This window comes from Mucilaginibacter sp. L3T2-6 (assembly GCF_030519355.1).
Classification (GTDB): domain Bacteria; phylum Bacteroidota; class Bacteroidia; order Sphingobacteriales; family Sphingobacteriaceae; genus Mucilaginibacter.
Genome location: NZ_JAUMKC010000006.1, coordinates 45486 through 64592, shown reverse-complemented (window position 1 = coordinate 64592; position 19107 = coordinate 45486). Strand labels below are relative to the sequence as shown.

General features: G+C 44.9%; 15 protein-coding genes. 11 read left to right on the top strand and 4 right to left on the bottom strand.

All coding sequences use genetic code 11. The annotated features are described in order from the left end of the window. The first annotated feature begins 348 nt into the window (after positions 1-348). The 4 genes from Q3W13_RS08790 to Q3W13_RS08775 all read left to right on the top strand — a co-directional run bounded on the left by Q3W13_RS08790 (position 349) and on the right by Q3W13_RS08775 (position 8376). Complete coding sequence (locus Q3W13_RS08790; RefSeq protein ID WP_302862999.1) at positions 349-2739, top strand: ABC transporter permease; 2391 nt, start codon at positions 349-351, stop codon at positions 2737-2739. A 77-nt stretch (positions 2740-2816) separates the two neighbouring features. After that, positions 2817-5267, top strand: a complete 2451-nt coding sequence (locus Q3W13_RS08785) for an ABC transporter permease (RefSeq protein ID WP_302862996.1) — start codon at positions 2817-2819, stop codon at positions 5265-5267. 131 nt (positions 5268-5398) lie between these two features. Beyond that, positions 5399-7780: an ABC transporter permease gene (locus tag Q3W13_RS08780; protein ID WP_302862994.1), complete on the top strand. Its 2382-nt coding sequence runs from the start codon at positions 5399-5401 to the stop codon at positions 7778-7780. Positions 7781-7962: 182 nt separating this feature from the next. Continuing rightward, positions 7963-8376: a DUF5655 domain-containing protein gene (locus Q3W13_RS08775; RefSeq protein ID WP_302862991.1), complete on the top strand. Its 414-nt coding sequence runs from the start codon at positions 7963-7965 to the stop codon at positions 8374-8376. Between the two features lie 336 nt (positions 8377-8712). Here the strand turns inward: Q3W13_RS08775 and Q3W13_RS08770 are convergent, their stop codons facing one another. Beyond that, on the bottom strand, positions 8713-9141 hold the full coding sequence (locus tag Q3W13_RS08770; RefSeq protein ID WP_302862990.1) for a pentapeptide repeat-containing protein: 429 nt from the start codon (positions 9139-9141) through the stop codon (positions 8713-8715). 133 nt (positions 9142-9274) lie between these two features. Here Q3W13_RS08770 and Q3W13_RS08765 point away from each other — a divergent pair, with 133 nt between their 5' ends. Both Q3W13_RS08765 and Q3W13_RS08760 read left to right on the top strand, forming a co-directional pair. Beyond that, a complete protein-coding gene (locus Q3W13_RS08765) occupies positions 9275-9886 on the top strand; it encodes an alpha-ketoglutarate-dependent dioxygenase AlkB (protein WP_302862989.1) in 612 nt (203 codons plus the stop codon). 189 nt (positions 9887-10075) lie between these two features. Then, a complete protein-coding gene (locus tag Q3W13_RS08760) occupies positions 10076-10636 on the top strand; it encodes a dihydrofolate reductase family protein (protein WP_302862987.1) in 561 nt (186 codons plus the stop codon). Between the two features lie 253 nt (positions 10637-10889). Here the strand turns inward: Q3W13_RS08760 and Q3W13_RS08755 are convergent, their stop codons facing one another. Then, positions 10890-11336: a type II toxin-antitoxin system HigA family antitoxin gene (locus Q3W13_RS08755; RefSeq protein ID WP_302862986.1), complete on the bottom strand. Its 447-nt coding sequence runs from the start codon at positions 11334-11336 to the stop codon at positions 10890-10892. A 2-nt stretch (positions 11337-11338) separates the two neighbouring features. Next, positions 11339-11671, bottom strand: coding sequence for a type II toxin-antitoxin system HigB family toxin (locus Q3W13_RS08750; RefSeq protein ID WP_302862985.1), 333 nt, complete (start codon positions 11669-11671; stop codon positions 11339-11341). A 114-nt stretch (positions 11672-11785) separates the two neighbouring features. Between Q3W13_RS08750 and Q3W13_RS08745 the strand changes: the two genes are divergently transcribed. Further along, positions 11786-12559 (top strand): Fpg/Nei family DNA glycosylase, encoded by a 774-nt coding sequence (locus tag Q3W13_RS08745; RefSeq protein WP_302862984.1) that lies wholly within the window; start codon positions 11786-11788, stop codon positions 12557-12559. A gap of 54 nt (positions 12560-12613) precedes the next feature. On the opposite strand, the gene Q3W13_RS08740 is transcribed toward Q3W13_RS08745, so the two are convergent. Beyond that, complete coding sequence (locus tag Q3W13_RS08740) at positions 12614-12970, bottom strand: helix-turn-helix domain-containing protein (RefSeq protein ID WP_302862983.1); 357 nt, start codon at positions 12968-12970, stop codon at positions 12614-12616. Between the two features lie 74 nt (positions 12971-13044). Between Q3W13_RS08740 and Q3W13_RS08735 the strand changes: the two genes are divergently transcribed. The 4 genes from Q3W13_RS08735 (at position 13045) to rhaM (ending at position 18941) form a co-directional block, all read left to right on the top strand. Next, the gene (locus tag Q3W13_RS08735; protein ID WP_302862981.1) at positions 13045-13929 is read left to right on the top strand and encodes an NAD(P)H-binding protein; all 885 of its coding nucleotides are present in this window, start codon (positions 13045-13047) and stop codon (positions 13927-13929) included. Positions 13930-14057: 128 nt separating this feature from the next. Then, on the top strand, positions 14058-17087 hold the full coding sequence (locus Q3W13_RS08730) for a glycosyl hydrolase (RefSeq protein WP_302862979.1): 3030 nt from the start codon (positions 14058-14060) through the stop codon (positions 17085-17087). A 9-nt stretch (positions 17088-17096) separates the two neighbouring features. Beyond that, positions 17097-18536 carry an arabinose isomerase gene (locus Q3W13_RS08725; RefSeq protein WP_302862977.1) on the top strand — a complete coding sequence of 480 codons (1440 nt, stop codon included), beginning with the start codon at positions 17097-17099 and terminating at the stop codon, positions 18534-18536. Positions 18537-18626: 90 nt separating this feature from the next. Further along, complete coding sequence (gene rhaM / locus Q3W13_RS08720; RefSeq protein ID WP_302862975.1) at positions 18627-18941, top strand: L-rhamnose mutarotase; 315 nt, start codon at positions 18627-18629, stop codon at positions 18939-18941. Positions 18942-19107 lie beyond the last annotated feature (166 nt).

The following is a 19107-nucleotide window of genomic DNA, read 5'->3' as shown; positions in this document are numbered from 1 at the left end:
AATCAAAAACATATAAAAACCATTCATAATCAAATATTTCTATGTCTGATCTTTGATTTTGAAGTGAGCGTTTGAACGATTAAAAAATTTGTGAAATTCAAATCAGACTACGCTGACTAAACTACGTCAAAACACTTATCATCAGCATGATACATTGTAACATAACCGGACACTTACCGTTCGGTAACGCGACATGGAAACGTCATAGTAAAATGGCATAATAATTTAATTATCAATAATTTAAATTATCGGCATGATATTAATACAGAAAACTAACAACCGGGAAAGACACTATTTTTGGCCTTAACCGCCGATGACCAATAACACAATGATTAATGCCCAGAAAACATGATAAGAAATTACATAAAAATAGCCTGGAGAAACCTGCAAAAGCACCGTTTGTTTTCACTGATAAATATTTGCGGGCTGGCGGTGGGTATTGCTGCGTTCTGGATGATTGCGCTTTACGTAACGGACGAGTGGAGTTATGACCGCTATAACGAGAAAGCCGATAGAATATTCCGTGTAGCACAGCATGGCAAGTGGCAAAATGGCGGTTTTAACCTTGCAATAACCTCTATTCCCTACGCCCCCGCTTTAAAAAATGATTATCCCGAAGTTGAGGAAGCTGTCCGTATCGACCAGGAAGGCGGCGGTAAAATTACTTATGACAATAAGCAATTTGATGTTGGTGACATATCGTTTACTGATGCTAATATATTTAAAGTTTTTACCTATCACTTTTTATCTGGCGATCCTGAAACCGCTTTGACTAAACCACATTCCATCGTCCTGACAAAATCTCTTGCCGAAAAAATATTTGGCGATGCAGCTAATGCGGTTGACAGGACAATATATTTTGATAAAACCGACGGCCAAACCGTTACTGCCGTAATTGAAGATGTACCGGCAAACTCAACTTTCAAATTCAGCGCGCTCCGCTCTCACGATGATAATTATACCGGTAAATGGGGCGCAGCGGGCATATTCACCTTTGTGTTGCTGAAGAATCACGACGATTATAAAAAAATTGAAGCACAATCTGATGCTTTCTTTAATAAATACCTGAAATCGGATTTTGCCGGTGTGCAATATAAAATGGAACTGCAGCCGCTTACTTCCATACACCTGCATTCCAGGTTAGATTATGAAATGAGCAATAATGGTAATATTACCTATGTGTATATCTTCAGCATTATTGGCCTGCTGATATTGGCGATAGCGATCATCAACTATGTCAATCTTACTACGGCCCGCTCATCAGTAAGGATCAGGGAAATTGGTATCCGTAAAGTAATAGGTTCCGGCAAATCGCAGCTCATCTATATGTTTTTTTCTGAATCTGTATTACTTGCAGTATTATCGACTATAGCCGGGGTATTCTTAATTCAACTGGCGCTGCCTTATCTTAACAAGCTTTCGGGCAAATCATTGGATATCTGGTACTTCGGGATAACCAAATCGCTTGTAATTTTCGGCCTGTTCGCTATTATAACCGGCATCATCAGCGGCATCTATCCTGCATTATTTCTTTCGGGATTTAAAACCATCCCGGCAATGAAGGGGCAGTTGGGCAGCCAGTCGTCTACTATACTTTTCCGCAAAGGCCTGGTTGTCTTTCAGTTTGTAATAACAATCGTGATGATAGCCGGATCATGCGTTATTTACCAGCAGCTGAATTATGTATTGAATAAAGACTTGGGCTTCAACAAGTCACAAATGCTCACCTTCCATATCCACAGCAGGGATGCGCGCACAAAAACAGAGCAGATAAAATCCGAACTGTTACAAAGCCCGGCTATAGAAAGTGCAGCGGTAGCCGGTAATCCTATCGGAAATAATGATATAGGCTCCAACGAATTTAATCTTGCGCCGGATGGCAGCAACGGACCAGACACCAAACTGGTAGAGTCGCTGATTGTTGATGAGGATTTTATCCCTGCCATGCAGATAAAAATGGCAGCAGGCCGCAATTTCATCAAAGGGCCTGCCGACAGTGCTAATAAAGCCGTCATCGTAAACGAAACTTTAATAAAAGACCTTGGCTGGAAAAACCCGGTGGGCCGGCGCGTGGCTACTGACGTAGACCATGGCGTTGTTATTTATTCCACCATCATCGGCGTAGCGAAGGACTTCAACACCTATTCGTTGCAACACAAAATTGCGCCGATGGTGCTGCGCCTGCCTCCCGTTGCGACAGAAAAAGACAATATATATGTGCGTTTACGTAAAGGCAACACACAGGCGGCACTCAGCCAACTGCAACAGGTTTACCACAGGTTTGATCCCGAAAATAAAGTTGATTATCACTTCCTCGACCAAAACTTTGCAAATCAATACCAGGCGGAAGAAAAGCAGGGAAGCCTACTGTTAACATTCACTGCGCTCGCTATCGGTATTGCTTGCTTAGGCTTGTTCGGGCTGGTTACCTTCACAGCTCAGCAACGTGTTAAGGAGATTGGCATCCGCAAAGTATTGGGCGCTAAAATATATCATATAGTAAACCTGTTGGCTGCTGACCTGGTGCAGCTGGTGATTGTGGCGGCATTGGTAGCCACTCCGCTTGCCTGGCTCGCTGCAAAAAAATGGCTGCAGGGGTTCGAGTACAGGATAAATATACAGTGGTGGATTTTTGTAATTGCCGGGCTGACCGCCATGATCCTGGCGCTGGCTACAATAAGCATACGCTCTGTAAAAGCCGCGATGGCTAACCCGGCGAAGAGCCTAAAAAGTGAGTGAGGAGTAGCTGTGGTTAGTAGTGGTGAGAAAAGCGTTAACAATCACTATGAACCATGAACTAATAACTATGAACCAAAATGATAAAGTACTATCTAAAAACCGCATTCCGGTCGTTCTGGAAAAACAAATGGTTTACGCTGATCAATACTATCGGTTTGTCCATCGGTATTTGCGCTGCATTGGTAATTTACCTGGTAGCTCATTTCGATCTGACCTTCGATAAATTTGAGGCTGATAGCGGCCGTATCTATCGCGTTGTTACCAACTTCACATTCTCCGGCACCCCCTCATACAACCCCGGTGTTAGCGACCCGCTTGCTATGGCCGTGAAGGCATCTGTAACCGGGCCGGAGCTGGTAGTACCGCTTAATCAGCCGTTATTTCCTGACGTGCAACCAGGAGAAAATCTCTCCCCGGAAATAAAACAGAAATTCCGTCAGCAAAAAGATATTACTTATACAACACCCGACTACTTTAAGTTGATCAGCTACAAATGGCTGGCCGGTAATCCCGCGTCGCTAAATGAGCCATTTCATACGGTTCTCACCGCTGACCGCGCGCAGGCGTATTTCCCCGGACAACCACTCGAAGAAGTAATAGGCAAAACGGTTGTTTATGAATCCGTTAAAACCACTGTAACCGGCATAGTAGCGCCCCTTACCGAAAACACTGGCTTTACTTTCCACGATTTTATATCCTACAATACGTTACAAGTTAGCCACCAGCTTAATCTAAATAACTGGGGACGCGGCAACGTAAAAACACAGCTGTTTGTTAAGCTCGCCCCTGGCGCTAACGCCGGAATAGTAACTAAACAACTCAACGTATTACTGGCCCTCAACCTAAATAACAATAATAATAAGCACAAAACTCAGGCGCTCGCATTGCAGCCGCTTGATGATATTCATTTTAGTAGTCTGTACGGCGGCATCGCCAGCTATGATGCTAAAGCCAGTAAATCCGTGTTTTACGGGCTGGTAGCTATTGCTATTTTTCTGCTGTTGCTGGCTTGCATCAATTTCATCAACTTAAGCACTGCACAAGGCAGCCGTCGTGCAAAAGAGATCGGTATTCGCAAAACATTGGGTAGCAGTCGTACATTATTGGTTTACCAGTTCTTGACCGAGATATTTCTGATCACGGTTGTTGCCTTTGGCGTATCGTTAGTAATGGCTCCTTACTTGCTTAAGCTATTTGCGGGCTTTGTCCCGCAAGGGGTCCGCCTCGACCTGGCTCACCAAACCTTTATATGGGAGTTCGGTATATTGCTGATTATCGGTGTTGGACTAGCGGCAGGCACTTACCCTGCATTGGTATTATCGGGCTATAAACCCATACTGGTATTAAAAAATCAGGCACAAGCCCAGGGCGCTACACGCAGATCTTTGCTTCGTAAAACGCTTACTGTTTCCCAATTTGCTATTGCACAATTCTTCGTAATAGCTACTGTTATGGTCGGTAAGCAGATCTACTACGCCGTACATAAAGACCTCGGCTTTACAAAAGATGGTGTGGTTGCAATGAACGCACCGTTTAAAAATGCGACGGCCCGCCAAAATGCCGAATTATTTGCGCAGTTAAGAAGTACTCCTGGTGTGGCCATGGTAAGCATGGGGCATGATGCTCCCACATCCGATAATACCAGCAGTACCGAAGGTGAATACCGTAACGGCAAAACTACCATCCACATGGATGATCTCGCGATGAAATTTGGAGATGAGAATTATATAAAGCTATACCACATCCCATTATTGGCCGGGCGCGACCTGCTGCCGGGGGATACTAACCGCGCACTTTTAGTGAACGAGACCTTTCTGCGCCGGGCAAATATTAAACGCCCCCAGGATGCCATTGGCCGGTTTGTAGATAATTTTAATGGTGACCGCCGGATGGAAATAGTAGGCGTTGTTGCAGACTTTGACCAGGGCTCAGTTCACGAAACCATTTCGCCGATGGTTTTGATGACCAGTGCAGATCCGGGCTTTAGCGGTACTTTCCATATCCTGCTCAATTCAAACAGCGAGAAGTGGGCAAGTACTCTGGCGGCCATCCGCAGCGAGTGGCATAAGGTTTACCCGGACGATCCTGATGATTTACAATTTGTGGATGAAAGCATCGCGCGCCTTTACGAGAAGGAACAACACACGGCCACCCTGCTGCAATGGGCTACCGGCCTGTCCATACTGATAAGCTGCATGGGCCTTTTAGGGTTGACCATTTACAGCACCACCCAACGCACCAAGGAAATTGGCGTGCGTAAAGTATTAGGCGCATCGGCTGCGCGCATTACCTTTTTATTATCGAAAGAAATTATGCTGCTGATCGCGCTGGCATCGGTGTTTGCCATACCGGCGGCAGTGTATGCATTAAATTTATGGATGCAGGATTTTGCCAAACGCACCGAAATGAGCTGGTGGGTATTCGCCGTTTGTGCAAGCGGCTTGCTGATAATTGCTTTGGCTACCTCTGCATACCAGACTATCCGGGCAGCTTTGGCGAACCCAGTGAAGAGCCTGAGAAGTGAGTAGCAATAAATCAGTGGCGGTAGCAGCGTTTAGCCGCAGTCAGGATAACTCGTATTAACAATTATCTAACTGCCACTGCTGCTTACTCCCCTCTGCTACCCAACTTCGGCCATACACGATAAATATGAACCAATATGATAAAGAATTATTTAAAAATCGCTTACCGCAACCTGGTTAAAAACAAGGCGCATTCGCTTATTAATATTGCGGGATTATCCGTGGGTATGGCGGTGGCTATGCTTATCGGCCTTTGGATCTGGGACGAATTATCGTTCGATAAAAATTTTAGCAATTATGCAACGCTGGCGCAGGTGCGGCAAAAGTTCACCATAAATGGCGAAGTGGGCACCGGTGAAACAGTGCCATGGCCTATCGGTGCAGAAATACGAAAGAACTTCGGCAGCGATTTCAAAAACATCACCATGGCGTCGTTCAACGGCGACCATATCCTGAGCATCGGCGACAAGAAGATATCCAAAGCAGGCACCTTTTTTGAGCCACAGGCACTTGACATGCTGTCGGTAAAGATGCTACGCGGCGGCAGGTCGGCACTGAACGAACCGTCGTCCATTATTCTTTCGCAAAGCGCGTCCGAAGCTTTCTTCGGCAACGCTGATCCGGTGAATAAACTAATGAAAATCGATAACCAGCTTACGGTTAAAGTCACCGGTGTTTATCAGGATTTCCCATACAGTTCAACCTTTGCCGATGTAAAATTTATTTCGCCCTGGCAGCTGCTATCCGATGTATCGGGCATGACGAAACAGAAAGATACCTGGCGCTGCAACTGCTACCTGTCCTACGCACAGGTGGCCGATAATGTTGATTTTCAAAAGGAGTCTGTCAAAATTAAAGACCTGAAACTGGCCCGGGTCGACCCAAGCGAGTTGAAGCAGAAGCCGGAAATATTCCTGCACCCGATGAAAAACTGGCACCTGTATTCGGAGTTCAAAAATGGGGTTAACGCTGGCGGACGCATCCAATATCTGTGGCTGTTCGGAATTATTGGCGTATTTGTCCTGTTACTTGCCTGCATCAACTTCATGAACCTGAGCACCGCCCGATCCGAAAAAAGGGCAAAAGAAGTGGGTATCCGTAAAGCCGTGGGTTCGTTACGAGGTCAGCTTATTTATCAATTTTTCAGCGAATCGCTGCTGGTAGCCTTTCTGGCTTTCCTGGCGTCGATAATTTTTGTTGAACTAGCGCTTCAGTTCTTTAACGATGTGGCTGGCAAAAAAATAGCGGTTCCATGGAGAAGTTCGTTGTTTTGGCTGACCGGGATAAGCTTTAGCTTAATAACCGGACTTATCTCCGGCAGTTACCCGGCTTTGTACCTATCCTCTTTCAATCCTGTAAAGGTATTAAAGGGCACATTTAAAGTTGGCCGATTGGCTGCCATTCCGCGCAAGGTTTTGGTAGTGGTACAATTTACTGTTTCCGTGGTGCTTATTATCGGAACAATAATAGTTTACCGGCAGATACAGTTTGCCAAAAACCGTCCCGTGGGCTACAGCCGCAATGGATTACTTGCTCTGCCAATGTCAACAGGCGATATTCATAAACAATTTGCCGCAGTTAAAAACGAGCTGCAAAAAAGCGGCGCCATTGCCTATATATCCGAAGCAGGCAGCCCCACAACCGGCGTTTACTCTACCAATGCCGGTTTCGACTGGAAGGGCAAAGATCCTACCCTGGCTGTCGATTTTCCAAATATCGAGGTAACTACAGATTATGGTAAAACTGTAGGCTGGCAATTTAAGGAAGGCCGTGATTTTTCATCCGCCTATCCGTCCGACTCAACAGGCTTTATCATCAACGAAACTGCGGCTAAATTTATGAATTTTAAAAACCCAGTTGGCGAAACCATCAGGTGGGATGGCGTACCTTTCAAGGTCTTAGGTGTGATTAAAGACATGGTGGTCGAATCGCCTTACGAACCGGTCAGACCAATGCTTTATCATATACTAAAAGGTGGCGGAGATTTTGTGATGATAAAAATCAACCCCAAAATAAGCGCCGCCGAAGCTATCGCCAAAATAGGTGATGTTTACAAACGCTATAATCCGGCTCAGCCTTTCGAGTACCATTTTGTGGATGAGGAATATGCCAAAAAGTTCGGCAACGAGGAACGTATAGGTAAACTGGCCAGCGTTTTTGCAGGCCTGGCCATATTCATCAGTTGCCTCGGGTTATTCGGCATGGCATCTTTTATGGCTGAGCAGCGTGTAAAGGAAATCGGCGTCCGCAAAGTATTAGGCGCAACCGTATTTAACCTGTGGCGCATGCTATCGACAGACTTCGTGATAATGGTTGGCATAGCGTTAATTATAGCCACACCGATAGCTTACTATTTTATGCACAACTGGCTGCAAAAGTTTACCTATCGCAGCGGCATCACCTTCTGGATTTTTGTGTTTACAGCAGCCGGAGCGCTAATAATCACCCTGCTAACGGTTAGCTACCAAAGTATAAAAGCAGCATTGATGAACCCGGTGAAGAGCTTGAGAAGCGAGTAGGCGGTTGACAGTAAGCATCCGGCAGTAAAAGCAAAAAGAGTTTACTTCAATAAAGAACTGCTCACGGATAAGTAGTTTTTTAGCCTTGCCAAGGGCGTCCTTAACTTGACTTTTAGGGACGCTTTTTGTTTATCTTTGAAAGTGCCTCACATGTCAAATCTTATATCTAAAATCTAACAACCATGTGGACTTGTCCATTGTGCCGGCAGGAATTCGTAAACAACAACCAGTTACACTCCTGCAATGATAAAGTGCTTGCTGATTTCCTGGCGGGAAAATCGCAGCACACGCTGGAGCTTTTCGATCATTTAGTGAGCGAATACATGCAGATAGGCGACATCAGGCTGCATCCGTCCAAATCTATGATCAGCTTTGCAGCCCGCACCAGGTTTGCCTATATTATCCGTTTAGGCAAAAACTTCATCGATATCGTGTTCCCGTTCAAGCAGCCATATAACGATAATCTTTGTTTTAATAAGATAAAGCCTGTTCCCGGCAGCAATGATTACAACCATCACTTCCGCATGTTCTTAAAGGAGGATATTAATGATGAGGTGCGAACTTATATGCGTATGGCTTATGAAAGCAGAAGCTAAACCCTCTCATATTCAGCCTCTTTAGCATTGGTTATCCAAACATAGCGCGTTTTGGTGCATTTGGCGCAGAAATAGGTTTTGACCGGCAAAAAGAAAAATACATTCTTCAATAACCATCCCCGGGGTATTACAAAATGAAAAACTGAGCCGCATTTATTGCATTTCAGGTATTTTTTTGCCATAACGCACTATAATTACTGTCAAAATTGCGGCTCACGCCCGTTTAAAAAAATACCACCTTATCGGTATATTTCCGGCAGGGCTTTGCCACAATATTCATACGACAATATCAAGTGCCTGGTTGTCTGGCTGCGTAAAATGATCGAAATGGCCTTTTTACCGGGCCCTGTATGATTTCAGCAGATCTTCGGCCAAAATACCATTTATGGTCATGCCCGTTATATTACATTCGCTGACTGATACTCCGCTCAAATCACAATTTGTAATAATTGAGCCATTTAAATCGCAGTTCTCAAATTTAAGCGGGCGTTGTTTGGCGCCGGGGTCGTAGGCAGGGTGCCCTTCTGGCGGCAAACCAATGTCATGAATATAGGCGCCGCCAAGCTGCGCAAATTTTATTTCAATATCGCTTAAGTTGGCATCTGTTATTTTAACACTTTTAGCGCTTACGTCGGTCATGGTAGAATTGTCCATGCAAAATGTCTCGAATGTGGAACCTATGAGCACCGAACGTTTTACGTTCAATACCGTCGTAGTGTCAATAAGGTTTAATTGATTGTTGGCGGGAGGTGATTGATCGTTCATGATTTTTTGATTTTATCAAAAATAAACACAAAAATGCCAGCGGGTTGAGTGTAAAAGAGACTTTGTAGCGGGGGATTTGTGCCATCTTTATATTAAAATCAAACAAGTAAGATCAACCGAAGTAATAACTAAAATGGACCAGCTTAATTTATTTGGAAACGCCGCTCCTGCCCCGTCATTACCGCCTGAGCTGATGGAATATCACCCTGGCATTTTTGATGCGCAGGAGAGTTTAGCATTGATGCAAATATTTATTGATACCATACCCTGGCAGCAGCAGGTGATACCTATGTACGGCCGATATGTGCTCACGCCGCGTTTAACCGCCTGGTTTGGCGACCCAGGCAGCGACTATGAATTCTCGGGTACAAAGTTTAATCCTAATCCATGGACCAGTGAGCTTTTGCATATCAAAACGATAGTGGAAAATCATACAAAAACAACATTTAACAGCGTACTGCTCAATTATTATCGCGATGGTAACGATTCGGTTGCCTGGCACAGCGATGATGAGTATGAGTTGGGTATTAAGCCCGTAATTGCTTCAGTAAGCCTTGGCCAAAAACGCCGCTTTGATGTACGACGAAAAGACGACCACCAAACCAGGTATTCCATCGAACTTGAAAATGGCTCCCTGTTGTTGATGAAAGGCGACTTGCAGCATAATTGGGAACACCGCATACCCAAGTCTGTGCACAAGCTAAAACCGCGGGTGAATTTAACTTTCCGTACTATCAGCCGATAGCGTTAAATTTATATTAAACAACCGGTTGTTAAAGCACTGCCCGGATGATAATACAATTCATGATAGTTGAATTCTGAATGCATCGTCGTAAATTATTGTTAGAAAATCCCCGGGCAATGTCCAATTCAATCAATTTGGTTTGATAAGTGGTTAATAAAATAATCTGATAACCATTAATAATAAGAAGCCATGAGAAAATTAAGCGTATTCAACCACATTTCGCTCGACGGATATTTTGTAAGCGCCAACGGCGATATGAGCTGGGCGCACCAGGGCAGCGATGATGCCGAATACCAGGCATTTGTAGCTGACAATGCCAGCGGCGATTCTGAAATGTTATTCGGCCGGGTAACTTATGAAATGATGGCCGGTTTTTGGCCGACACCTGTGGCCCATCAGCAAATGCCCGTAGTTGCCAATAAAATGAACAACGGCCGTAAAGCAGTTTTCTCGCGCACTTTATCTAAAGCCGGCTGGAATAATACTACGCTGGTAAAAGGAGATTTGGTTGAAGAAGTAAGAAAAATGAAACAAGCTGGCGGACCGGATATGGTTATTCTCGGCAGCGGCAGCATAGTAGCTCACTTAGCTGCCGCAGGCCTGATTGATACTTACCAGGTAGTAGTCAACCCGGTAGCGCTTGGCGCGGGCCGTACGTTGTTTGAAGGCTTGCCGGAGATAATGCGGTTGAAACTAACCGGCAGCCGGGCCTTTAAAAATGGTAAAACGTTTTTAACATTTAAGGCGTAAGAGATTATAACCTATTGAAAGCATTTTCAACTTATTGCCACCGGTTAATTCAAAAGTTTGTATGCTATCTTCGTGTATGAGTAATTCCGCAGAAAATGGCGAAAAATTAATAGCTGTGCAGGCCTTTACATCTACCTGTTCTTACAGATGCTTACCTGGTCAGCGTGATAAATAGCGTGATTGCTCCTTCGAGAGAAGCAGGTAATGGCGAGTTGGCACCTTGTAGCAAGGTACGGGATATGTTAGGTCTTAATTAAGCGTAATTAAGCTGCTTTGTTGTATTCATCACACTCGCATTGCGCAAGTGGGCATTTACCGGCGATACCAATTTATACGGGCGATTAAATGCCTCTTGCCTTACTTTAAAATGGTCTGCCAGTTTCCGGATAACGTCTTTTGACAATCCTTTTTTGTAATTCAGAATATCGGATATGTAGCCTTTGCTTATTCCTAATATTGCAGTCATGTCCTGGGCCTTCAACCGATGATCCTGCATTAGTAATTTTAACAAGGTAATGGGATCCGACTCTTTTAAAGTGCTATGTTCATCGTCGTACTTTTCAATAAGCAGGGTTAACAAGTCGATTTCATCCTGTAAATTATCGTCGCCTTGCATAACAATATTTTCAAGCTGGTCGCAATATTTGTCATATTGGTCCCGGCTTTTGATAAGGGTGTATTTCAGAGAAGTTTGTTCCATGTCTAATATAAGTTAATAGTATACTGCTCGCCCCGGTTGCAAATTTTATCGTACTCGGCATGCGTTCCGAGCCAGCAAACAAATAAGTGCACTTGTTTTGCGCCGAAAAAATATTTACAAATCATCCTGTAATTATTTCCGGCAATATCAAATATCACCCTATTGCTGTTGCCGCCTAATAAGTCGGCAGAATTGTAAGTTCTTTTTATATCTGCCGGTCCTTCCCAATCAGCAAGCTTTAGTTTTTCAATCCAGTCGTCTAATGAAGTCTTGCTTCTAGCATTACGGTTCGAAAAATCATCTAATGTTTGCCTTTTAACCAGGTGAACTCTCATTCTTTACAAACAAATATAAGCATAGTTTACAATTTGTGAACTATGCTATTGTTTAATTCTTCCAAACCAATCTCTATTTTCATTAGTTTTACAATCAAATAAACATCTGCTGCCATGCCCGAACTACCCGACCTGCAAGTTTTCAGCCATAATCTTACCAAACTGTTTAAAGGTAAAATACTGGAAAAAATCGATATAAAAGTCGCCCAAAAACTTAATGTCGCCGAAGCCAAATTGAAAGAAGCCCTGGAAGGCAGCAGGCTTGATAAGGTTATACGTGTGGGTAAAGAACTGCAGTTTGAGTTTGACAATGGTCATGTGCTGGCCACCCATCTGATGCTGCACGGGCAGTTGCACATGTTCGACAAGGACAACGCGCACAAGTTCACCATTGTTGAGATGTTTTTTGAGGGAGGCAAAGGCCTCGCGCTCGCGGATTTTCAAAAAGCTGCTGCGCCAACTCTCGACCCGCAAAAGCTGGATACGCCCGATGCATTAGACTTTGATGAAAAATACCTTGAAGAAAAACTGAACAAAACCAAATCACCGGTAAAAACTGTACTGATGGACCAAAAGGTATTGCGCGGCATTGGCAACGCCTATGCTGACGAGATTTTGTATGATGCCAGGCTATCGCCGTTTTCCGCGTCCAATAAAATACCGGCGGATAAAGTAAAGCAGCTGGCAAAATCGATAAAAAAGGTGTTGGAAGATTCCGAAAAGCAGATATTAAAGAATAACCCGGATATCATCAGTGGCGAGTTTCGCGATTTTATGCTGGTTCATCAGCCTAAAAAGAAACAAACGCCGGCCGGGGAAACCATTCATCAAAAGCCTGTCGGCTCACGAAAAACCTATTATACAGATTCTCAGGAATTGTTCTCGTAATCTGAAATAGCCATGGCTCCAAATCAATCCGTACCGTAGCATCCTGAATTTCGGTCATTGCCTTTTACTATCTCTCAGTCCCCACTCAGCCATAGCATTTAATACAGGGGTCAGATCCTTGCCCGATTCGCTTAAATAATAGGTTACAAAAGGCGGCACCACATGTTCGGCTTTGCGGATAACCAGGTTATCGTCCTGTAGTTGTTTTAAATGCTGTATGAGCATTTTCTCGGTAATAGCAGGGATAGCTCTTTTCAGTTCGCTGTAGCGTTTAGGGCCGCTCATCAATTGGTAAAGAATAATCGGCTTCCAGTGGCCGCCTATTTTGTTGATGGCATAAGTAACCGGGCAAATATCCGCCGATATAATCTTATTCGCATTTCGCGTCGAGCTTTCTTTAATCTGCGTCATACATACTTTGGGGTAAGTACTTGTAAAAAAGTAAGTGCAAATATACCTTTGTTCTCAACAAATAAAAACACAAAATGAAAATTACAATAACAGGTTCATTAGGAAATATCAGCGGCCCTTTGGCCCAAAAATTAGTTAAGGCTGGTCACCGGGTGACCGTAGTAAGCAGCAATGAAAAGAAAAAAGCCGAAATAGAAGCTTTAGGTGCGATCCCCGCTATCGGCTCAGTTGAGGACGTTGATTTTTTAACCGGCGCATTTACAGCAGCCGACGTAGTTTATACTATGGTGCCCCAACAGGCCAACGCGGATGATTACAAAGCGTTCATCCGTAAAACCGCTCAAAACCTGGCTGATGCAATTAAGGCGTCAGGCGTGACCAGGGCGGTAAATTTAAGCAGCATCGGTGCTGACATTCCTTCCGGAACAGGACCAATCGCCGGTATGCACGACGCGGAGGGTATTCTAAACAAACTCGAGGGCGTTATTATTAAGCACTTACGCCCGGCATCGTTTTATTATAATTTTTATGCCAACATCGGCATGATAAAACATGGCGGCATCATAGGCGCAAATTATCCGGCCAGTACTCCTTTAGTTCTGGTGCATCCGAAAGATATTGCCGACGCTGCGTTTGAGGAGCTTACATCACCTTTCACCGGTACAACAATCCGGTACATAGCCAGCGATGAAAAAACCGCCGCCGAAGTAGCAGCTATTATCGGCGCGGCCATAGGCAAGCCCGAATTGCCGTGGGTGGAGTTTACCGATGAGCAATCTATAGGTGGTATGCAACAGGGCGGCTTGTCAGAAGACGTTGCCAAAAACCTGACCGAAATGGGCAACGCAACCAAAAGCGGTATCATATTCGGGGACTACTATAAACATAGGCCGGTACTATCTGGAAGAAAGTTCGGGGATTTTGCGAAAGGTGAGTTTGCAGCGGCCTATAACGCATAACTGACGATTGCGATTGCATGAATAAAAGCGCCTGTTCATTGCCGGGCGCTTTTTGCTTTATACAAAAAGATGGTACGGGATGGTACTGTACACTTAAACAAATAGATTTGTGTATCCCGCTATAACCAATGTATAAACAAACTTTATGCTACCGGCTTTTTATAGCCTTGTTTTTATTGACAGGATTTGATCATATATCCATCGCCCAAACTGTCGCCGAGTTAAAACATGGCTTTTTGAATCCGCCTGCCAGCGCTAAGCCCGGCGTTTACTGGTACTTTATGGACGGCAACATGACCGCCGCCTCCATGACCAAAGATTTGGAGGCTATGAAAAAAGCCGGTATCGGCAACGTTATTTTCCTGGAGGTAAATGTGGGCATTCCGCGCGGTAAAGTTGATTTTTTGAGCAGTGAATGGCAGAACCTGTTTAAGCATGCAGTTAAAGAATCGGAGCGCCTGGGTATTGCTATAACGTTGGGCATTGGTCCGGGGTGGACGGGAAGCGGCGGGCCATGGGTACCGGCAAAACAATCAATGCAACATTTGGTATCGAGCTCGGTGAATATTTCCGGCGGAAACAACAAGAAAATTGAACTGCCGGTACCGCAGCCGATGAAACCATATTTCGGCGAAGGCGCTTTTACTCCTGAACTGAAAAAGCGATGGAATGATTTTTATGAAGATGTAGCTGTATTGGCATACCCGACGCCAGCTATTACCAAAAAAATAGTTGACATAGATGAGAAAGCGCTTTACTACCGTGCGCCCTACTCTTCGGTAGAAGGCGTTAAACAATACCTGCCCTCGCGTGCGGCATATGACCAATTACCCGAAGATGCCATCGTCCCTAAAAATAAGATTATAGATCTTACAGGTAAGCTTAAGGCTGATGGTACACTCGATTGGGTCCCGCCGGCAGGGAACTGGACAATAATGCGATTTGGCGTACGCAATAATGGCGCAGTTACCCGCCCGGCCCCTATACCGGGCGTGGGTTTCGAATCGGACAAGTTTGATACCACCGCGTTATATGCGCACCTGGATAATTATGTAGGTAAGCTCATCCGCAAAACCGGCATGCCGCAGCTTAAAAATACCGGTGGACTAAAGCGGCTGCACATGGATAGCTGGGAAATGGGCTCACAGAACTGGACGGCACATTTCAGGCAGGAATTTATTAAAAGGCGTGGATATGACCCGCTGCCTTTCTACCCGGTTTATGCAGGCGCCATTGTTCAAAGTTTAGAGATCAGTGAACGATTTTTGTGGGATTTGCGGCAAACCTCGCAGGAGCTTATCCTGGAATACCATGCCGCTGCGGTAAAAAGATATGCACATAAGTACAACCTCAAACTTTCTATCGAGCCTTATGATATGAACCCAACGGCGGATTTGGAACTGGGCAATATTGCCGATGTGCCGATGGCTGAATTCTGGAGCAAAGGCTTTGGTTTTAATTCATCGTTCAGCTGTTTCGAAGCCACATCGGTAGCACATGTCAACGGCAAATCACTCGTGCCGACAGAGTCATTTACGGCGCAGGATAACGAAGGCTGGAAACAATACCCCGGCTCGATGAAAAACCAGGGCGACTGGGCGTTTGCCAATGGTATTAATCAGTTTGTATTTCATACTTTTCAGAACCAGGTGCTGCCCGATTCATTGCGCCCCGGCATGACGATGGGGCCGTACGGCGTTCATTGGGACCGCAATCAAACGTGGTGGCCAATGGCAGGCGCTTATCATCAATATATATCGCGATGTTCCTACCTGCTGCAGCAGGGCAATACCGTGGCTGATGTTCTGTATTTAACACCGGAAGGCTCGCCGCACGTGTTCCGGCCGCCTTTTTCGGCCATTGGCGACGATGCGGTTTTACCAGATAGAAAAGGTTATAACTTCGACGGTTGCGCACCGGGCCAATTGTATAAGGCAAGCGTTAAGAGTGGAAAAGTTATATTTCCGGGTGGGACAAGCTACCGTTTGCTGGTGCTGCCCGGTGTGCAAACTATGAGGCCGGCTTTGCTCAGTAAGATAGCGCAATTGGTTCATGACGGCGCTGCGGTTATAGGTCCGCCGCCCGTAAAATCTCCCGGATTATCCGGCTATCCCGCCTGTGATAATAAGGTAAGCGCATTGGCAACGCAGGTCTGGGGCAATATCCATCTGCCTGAAAAACAAACGGCACATGCTTATGGAAAAGGAAAAGTTATCTGGGGCGGAGACCTCAGTAAAAAAATAGATAATTTATATCCAGAATATAACCTGACTGCCGATATCCTGAAATCGATGAATGTAAAAGCTGATTTCGAGTCGGATGGGCCGATAAGATATACTCATCGTGCAGCCGCTGGATGGGATATGTATTTTGTATCAAATACCAGCGATAAAAAAATTACGGCTAATCTTAAATTCAGGACAACCAAGGCGACGCCGCAATTATGGGATCCGATTACCGGCGAAACAAAGTTCCTGCCCGATTTCAGGGTGGATGATTCGCAAACAACCGTGCCGTTACAGTTTGACAAAAACCAGAGCTACTTTATTATCTTCGATCCGCAGATAAAAGTCAGGCTTGTTCCCGGCAAAAATTTCGCAAAAACTAAAGTGCTAAGCACTTTGAATGGCCCCTGGCAAGTTTCGTTCGACCCTAAATGGGGCGGCCCCGCTAACATAACTTTTAACAAATTGCAGGACTGGACTACAAGAGCCGAGGATGGCATTAAGTTTTATTCTGGAACTGCCGTTTATAGTAAAGAGTTTGAACTGCCGGCGAATACCGATCTCAATAAAAATGCTAAAATTTATCTTAACCTTGGCGAGGTACATGACATGGCAAGGGTTAAGTTAAATGGTAAAGATTTGGGCGTAGTTTGGACTGCTCCGTGGCGGGTAGAGATCAGCAGCGCAGTAGTTGCCGGCCAAAATAAGCTGGAAATTGAAGTAATCAACCGTTGGCCGAACCGCCTGATCGGCGACTCGAAATACCCGGATGATGGCGTAGTTGATGAAAAATGGCCCGACTGGCTTTTGCAGGGCGGGCACCGCAATAGTAAAAGATTAACTTTTACCAGCTATAATTTTTACAATGACAAGTCGCCGCTGTTAAAGTCGGGCCTTGTTGGGCCGGTGACTATTGATTACAGTGGCAAATAATCGATACAGATGGAAGAAAATTTTAAACCCGTGTTAAAGGTCGGCCTGTTTGGTATCGGCCTGCAGGCATACTGGGAACAATTTGAAGGATTGGAGCAACGCCTGAAAGGTTATGTTGATGTGGTAGCCGGGCGCCTGCAAACTTACGGTGCTGAAATCGTTAATCTTGGTTTGGTGGATACTCCCGAAAAAGCCTATGCATCAGGCAGCCGTTTTCGTCGCGAGGAAGTTGATTTGATTTTTTTATATGTAACAACCTATGCTTTATCATCAACCGTTTTGCCGGTGGTAAACCGGGCAAAAGTGCCAGTGATTGTGCTTAACCTGGCGCCGGAAGCAGCTATTGACTATACGACATTTAACCGGATGGATAACCGCATTGCCATGACCGGAGAGTGGCTGGCCTATTGCTCCGCTTGCCCGGTACCCGAAATTGCAAGCGTGTTTAACCGTTCCAACATCCCGTTCTATCAGATCACCGGCATGCTGTATAATGATCCCGAGGTATGGAAAGAGGTGCAGGAATGGATTGAAGCTGCAAAAGTTGCGCATACCATGTATTACAACCGCCTTGGCGTAATGGGCAGCTACTATAACGGCATGCTGGATATCTACTCCAACCTTACACTGCATTGCGCAACCTTTGGCGGGCATATCGAAATTTTGGAGGTTGATGAATTATCCGGCTTACGGGAAAATGTTACCGATGCTGAAGTTGAGGCAAAGATAAACGCTTTTAATGAACGTTTTGATGTACAGCAAGATTGTCCGGAATATGAGCTTAAACGGGCTGCCATAACTGCCGTAGCCCTTGATAAATTGGTTGAAAGGCACCGGCTTGGATCGATAGCCTATTTCCATAAAGGCACAGGTAACGCGGAAAATTTGGATACCATGACTTCGGTTATCCTGGGAAATTCTTTATTAACGGCCAGCGGAATCCCTGTAGCCGGAGAATATGAAGTAAAGAATGCGCAGGCCATGAAAATAATGGACAGCTTTGGCGCTGGCGGCTCGTTTACGGAATATTATGCCATGGATTTTAATGAGAATGTAGTACTGATGGGACACGACGGGCCCTGCCACCCTGCTATCGCAGAAGGCAAAATAAAAGTTAAACCCTTACAGGTTTACCATGGCAAGGTAGGCAGCGGATTATCCGTGGAGATGTCGGTAAAACATGGGCCTGTAACTTTACTTTCAGTTGTAGAGACGGTTGATGGTAAATTGCAATTATTGACCGCCGAGGCTGAGTCGGTACCAGGCCCGATATTGGAAATCGGCAATACTAACAGCAGATATAAGTTCCCGATAGGAGCAAAAGGATTTGTTGAGAACTGGAATTCGTACGGACCAGCGCATCATTGTGCGGTAGGCAAAGGACATATCGCATCTAAAATTGAAAAACTGGCCAAATTGTTGGGCATACAATTTATTAAAGTTTGTTAGCTAACCGTTAAGCCTGACCTTAACGGCGAAGCCCTCATGAAATAATCCTCGCCAAAGGAGAGGTCATCATGGTGTTTTTAAATATATTACATGAAAACCATTGCATTTAAAATGAAGCTATACCCCGGCTTTAAGGAAGAATACCGCCGCCGGCATGCTGAAATATGGCCAGACTTAAAACAATTACTAAAGGAGTACGGCATCAGTGAATACAGCATTTTTTTGGACGAAGAAACAGACACCTTGTTCGCTGTTCACAAACTGGAGGAAAAAGATGCCCGAATAGATTTACGCAATCATCCCGTGATGAAACAGTGGTGGGATTACATGGCTGATATTATGGATGTGAATTTGGATAATTCCCCGGCAGTAACGCCGCTGGAACAGATTTTTTATATGGAATAAATTGAGGCGCTAAACTCGCGGCCGCGGATATTAATGCATTCGTCATCCAATCGTAAAACTGAAATTTTATTTTGAAACAATCGTTTCAAAATATCTACATTTGGCGTATCAAATCGAAAAATAAAATAGTAAACATTTTTGAAACGATTATTTCAATAAAATCAAA

Coding starts and splice junctions, on each gene's coding strand:
- Q3W13_RS08790 (WP_302862999.1), top strand. CDS start 349: ATGATAAGAAATTACATAAAAATAGCCTGGAGAAACCTGCAAAAGCAC.
- Q3W13_RS08785 (WP_302862996.1), top strand. CDS start 2,817: ATGATAAAGTACTATCTAAAAACCGCATTCCGGTCGTTCTGGAAAAAC.
- Q3W13_RS08780 (WP_302862994.1), top strand. CDS start 5,399: ATGATAAAGAATTATTTAAAAATCGCTTACCGCAACCTGGTTAAAAAC.
- Q3W13_RS08775 (WP_302862991.1), top strand. CDS start 7,963: ATGTGGACTTGTCCATTGTGCCGGCAGGAATTCGTAAACAACAACCAG.
- Q3W13_RS08770 (WP_302862990.1), bottom strand. CDS start 9,141: ATGAACGATCAATCACCTCCCGCCAACAATCAATTAAACCTTATTGAC.
- Q3W13_RS08765 (WP_302862989.1), top strand. CDS start 9,275: ATGGACCAGCTTAATTTATTTGGAAACGCCGCTCCTGCCCCGTCATTA.
- Q3W13_RS08760 (WP_302862987.1), top strand. CDS start 10,076: ATGAGAAAATTAAGCGTATTCAACCACATTTCGCTCGACGGATATTTT.
- Q3W13_RS08755 (WP_302862986.1), bottom strand. CDS start 11,336: ATGGAACAAACTTCTCTGAAATACACCCTTATCAAAAGCCGGGACCAA.
- Q3W13_RS08750 (WP_302862985.1), bottom strand. CDS start 11,671: ATGAGAGTTCACCTGGTTAAAAGGCAAACATTAGATGATTTTTCGAAC.
- Q3W13_RS08745 (WP_302862984.1), top strand. CDS start 11,786: ATGCCCGAACTACCCGACCTGCAAGTTTTCAGCCATAATCTTACCAAA.
- Q3W13_RS08740 (WP_302862983.1), bottom strand. CDS start 12,970: ATGACGCAGATTAAAGAAAGCTCGACGCGAAATGCGAATAAGATTATA.
- Q3W13_RS08735 (WP_302862981.1), top strand. CDS start 13,045: ATGAAAATTACAATAACAGGTTCATTAGGAAATATCAGCGGCCCTTTG.
- Q3W13_RS08730 (WP_302862979.1), top strand. CDS start 14,058: ATGTATAAACAAACTTTATGCTACCGGCTTTTTATAGCCTTGTTTTTA.
- Q3W13_RS08725 (WP_302862977.1), top strand. CDS start 17,097: ATGGAAGAAAATTTTAAACCCGTGTTAAAGGTCGGCCTGTTTGGTATC.
- rhaM (WP_302862975.1), top strand. CDS start 18,627: ATGAAAACCATTGCATTTAAAATGAAGCTATACCCCGGCTTTAAGGAA.